Annotated in this window: 4 protein-coding genes and 1 tRNA gene; 3 read left to right on the plus strand and 2 right to left on the minus strand. The window is 54.7% G+C overall.

Annotated features, from left to right (window positions below; translation table 11 throughout):
* The first annotated feature begins 160 nt into the window (after nucleotides 1-160).
* On the plus strand, nucleotides 161-382 hold the full coding sequence (locus tag LKR43_RS16345; RefSeq protein ID WP_227685186.1) for a diguanylate cyclase domain-containing protein: 222 nt from the start codon (nucleotides 161-163) through the stop codon (nucleotides 380-382).
* Here the strand turns inward: LKR43_RS16345 and LKR43_RS16050 are convergent.
* A complete protein-coding gene (locus LKR43_RS16050; RefSeq protein WP_227685187.1) occupies nucleotides 379-813 on the minus strand; it encodes a GNAT family N-acetyltransferase in 435 nt (144 codons plus the stop codon). The two genes, LKR43_RS16345 and LKR43_RS16050, sit on opposite strands and share 4 nt — an antisense overlap.
* A 23-nt stretch (nucleotides 814-836) precedes the next feature.
* Nucleotides 837-1151 carry a quaternary ammonium compound efflux SMR transporter SugE gene (gene sugE, locus LKR43_RS16055; RefSeq protein WP_227685189.1) on the minus strand — a complete coding sequence of 105 codons (315 nt, stop codon included), beginning with the start codon at nucleotides 1149-1151 and terminating at the stop codon, nucleotides 837-839.
* Between the two features lie 158 nt (nucleotides 1152-1309).
* On the opposite strand from sugE, the gene LKR43_RS16060 reads away from it, so the two are divergent.
* A complete protein-coding gene (locus LKR43_RS16060; protein WP_227685188.1) occupies nucleotides 1310-2995 on the plus strand; it encodes an FMN-binding glutamate synthase family protein in 1686 nt (561 codons plus the stop codon).
* Between the two features lie 268 nt (nucleotides 2996-3263).
* Nucleotides 3264-3340: transfer RNA gene (locus LKR43_RS16065), tRNA-Met, on the plus strand.
* The last annotated feature ends 185 nt before the right edge of the window (nucleotides 3341-3525 follow it).

Genomic DNA, 3525 nt, shown 5'->3' on the forward strand with positions numbered 1-3525 from the left:
GCCACGCTCCACGCGCTCAATCATTACATCTCGGATTCCTAAGATAAAATCTACTGGGGACATCGGCATTCCTTCCATTAAGCTCGTTCTTCGCAAAAACAAGTTTAATGAATGTCGCTGTCCCCCTTTAATGATGAAGAGCCGTTTTGTGTGTCAATAATTGCTGGAAGTCGGCCACAAAGTCGCCGAACGACTACGCCTGAATTTCGAGAATTATGTTTTTGCCAAAGATCACGGCGGCCTGAAATGCACCATAAGCCTTGGCGTATCCGTCTCAGAGCATTACGTGATGCTTGTTCATGCCATATCGCGCGCTGATGAAATGCTGTACCTGGCAAAGGCACAAGGACGGAATCGCGTCGTTAGCACAGCTCCGGATTAAGCAGTCAGGGCATGCCGCATGGTGATATGTTCAATGCCGGCATCCATATACACCCCGCCTTCGGCCACGAACCCATGCCGGGCGTAGAAATCTTGTGCATGTAACTGTGCCGACAACACCACTTCCAGATAATTGCGCAGCCTGGCTTCATCGACCAGCGCCTGCAGCAGCATGGATCCGACACCCTGCCCCCGACTGCCGGCCTGAACAGCCATCCGGCCGATGTGGCCGTCGGGCAACAAGCGGCCCGTGCCCAAGGCAAGCCCATGCTGGTTATAAGCTACCGCATGTACACATTCAGGGTCAATATTATCCATTTCAAGCTCGACAGGAACCCGTTGCTCTTGAACAAACACCGCATGACGTATGGCGGCAGCGGCAGCCTTGCAGGTATTCCAGTCACCTATCACGACATTGATATTCGCACTCACGTGTTGCCTCCGGAATTGGCCCGTCAGCCCGCCAGTTTCAGGCCAATGATGCCCAGTATGATCAGTCCTACGCTGGCCAGGCGAGGCAGGCTTGCGGACTCGCCCAGCATAAGAATACCCAGCACAACAGTACCTACCGCACCAACCCCCACCCAGACAGCGTAAGCGCTTCCGACAGGCAGTTGCTTCATGGCCAAGCCCAGCAAACCCACACTGATCGCCATGGAAATCGCTGTTCCCACTGACGGCCACAATCGGGTAAAACCTTCGGTGTACTTCAGCCCTATGGCCCAACCCACTTCAAACAGACCCGCAATAATCAATACCAGCCAGGACATTGATGTCGACATAGCTCACACTCCGACAGGGGCCGTCCCCAAAGATCGATGCACCCCGAAGCCGAAGTGGCAAGGTCGTCCTTGCTGTTATCAAGAGGGCTATTCTACTATCAAGGCAACGGTCGCCACCATGTGCGCGAATGCAACCAAGGAACGATATGAACCGACTACTAACCCGCTACACCGCTTTTTATATCGTCATTGCCAGTACTTTATTTTTCACAATATTGGGGCTCGCGGTCAATGCATGGTGGTTTTTGGCAGCGGCGATTATGGCAGCGCTGACAGCCGTTGGTTACTATGATCTGCATCAGACCCGTCACGCGATCCGGCGCAATTACCCCGTTATCGGCAACTTGCGATTCTTCTTTGAATTCATACGCCCCGAGATGCGCCAGTATTTCATCGAAGACGACACCAGCGAGCATCCGTTTTCCCGCGTGGATCGTTCTCTGGTCTATCAGCGTGCCAAGCGACAGGAAGACAAGCGCCCGTTCGGCACACAGGGCGATGTCTACGGCACCGACTATGAGTGGATTAATCACTCCATGGAACCATCACACCCCGATCCCGCAGAATTTCGGATCAAGGTAGGCGGGCCTCAATGCAAGCAAGCCTATAACCTGTCAGTATTCAATATTTCCGCCATGAGTTTCGGTGCGCTGTCAGCGAACGCAGTTCGTGCATTGAACAAAGGCGCCGCACTCGGCGGATTTGCCCACGATACCGGCGAGGGCGGAATCAGTGTTTATCACCTTGAGCACGGGGGCGATCTGATCTGGAACATCGGTTCTGGCTACTTCGGCTGCAATGACGGCAAAGGCAACTTTTCCGAAGAACGTTTTGCCCAGCGCACCGCACAAGACAACGTCAAGATGATAGAAATCAAGCTATCTCAAGGCGCCAAGCCCGGTCACGGCGGCATTCTTCCGGGCGCCAAAGTTACACCCGAGATTGCCCATGCACGCGACGTCCCCGTGGGCGTTGACTGTAATTCACCAGCCAAGCACAGCGCCTTCACCACACCTATCGAACTCATGCAATTCGTGGCCCGCTTGCGCGAACTGTCCGGAGGCAAACCCGTGGGTTTCAAACTATGCATAGGCCATCCGTGGGAATGGTTCGCGATCGCCAAGGCCATGCTGCACACCGGCATCACACCGGACTTCATTGTGATCGATGGCGCGGAAGGCGGTACCGGCGCAGCGCCCATAGAGCTGGTCGACCACGTGGGCACACCGCTGCAAGAGGGCCTGCGCCTGGTACACAACACCCTGGTAGGCATAGGCTTGCGCGAACACATCAAGCTGGGAGCCTCAGGGAAAATTATTACGGCATTCGATATGGCGCGCGCCCTGGCTCTGGGCGCCGACTGGTGCAACAGCGCACGTGGTTTCATGTTTGCCGTGGGCTGCATACAAGCCCAGGTCTGCCACACCGGAAAGTGCCCGACCGGCGTTACCACTCAGGATCCGAAACGCCAGGCCGCACTGGATGTTCAGGATAAGGGTCAGCGGGTCGCCAGTTTTCATCAGAACACGCTTAAAGCCCTGGCCGAGCTGCTTGGTGCTGCGGGTGTGAAACACCCCTGCGAATTGCGCCCCCATCATATTGCGCGGCGTATCCCGAACGGCGAAGTGCGAGTGTTGTCCGCCCTGTTTCCTGATCTGGAAAAAGGCGAACTGCTGGAAGGAAAATTTCGGAATACGATTTTCAGAACCGCCTGGCCCATGGCACAGGCTGAGTCATTTGCGCCGTTATACAGCCTTAGCGCGGCCCTGTCGGGTAACGCCAACAGCCCCCTGCCAGACCATGCGAGCGAGGCCAATAAAACCGGCGCATAACCAAGTATCTTAGTAAAACAGCAAGGCAAAGTAAGCGGTATTTTCCCCAACTTGCCTTACGAAACGCAGAGGACTATAGTTAAATCACTGCCCCGATGGCAGCTATAGGCTCACCTTACTTGGTAGCCATCCGGTACGGCAAATCGCCGTACTTACTGCCCAAGCGGCAGTAAGGCCCCGCCAAAAGGCGGGGCCTTTGAGTTTCTGGGCCACCACTTTCAGTTTTGGCTACACAAGCTCAAAAAAATATGCTAAAGTCTCGTGCTTTGGCGCATTAGCTCAGCCGGTTAGAGCGACGGAATCATAATCCGCAGGTCCCCTGTTCGAATCAGGGATGCGCCACCAGAGATATCAAAAAGCCCCGAGGCCATGTGCTTCGGGGCTTTTTTACGTGAATTTGGCTCTTCCCCATTATCGGGGGATCAGGGCATTCATCACACTCGGTTAATTACACCATTCCAACCGCATTGAGCCAAGACTCTCATACGGTAATTCTCAAAGTTCCTGAATCCATACGCTCTGCGTGAGAG

It is taken from the genome of Pusillimonas sp. MFBS29 (genome assembly GCF_020687695.1).
GTDB lineage: Bacteria > Pseudomonadota > Gammaproteobacteria > Burkholderiales > Burkholderiaceae_B > Pusillimonas_C.

Coding starts and splice junctions, on each gene's coding strand:
- LKR43_RS16060 (WP_227685188.1), top strand. CDS start 1,310: ATGAACCGACTACTAACCCGCTACACCGCTTTTTATATCGTCATTGCC.
- sugE (WP_227685189.1), bottom strand. CDS start 1,151: ATGTCCTGGCTGGTATTGATTATTGCGGGTCTGTTTGAAGTGGGTTGG.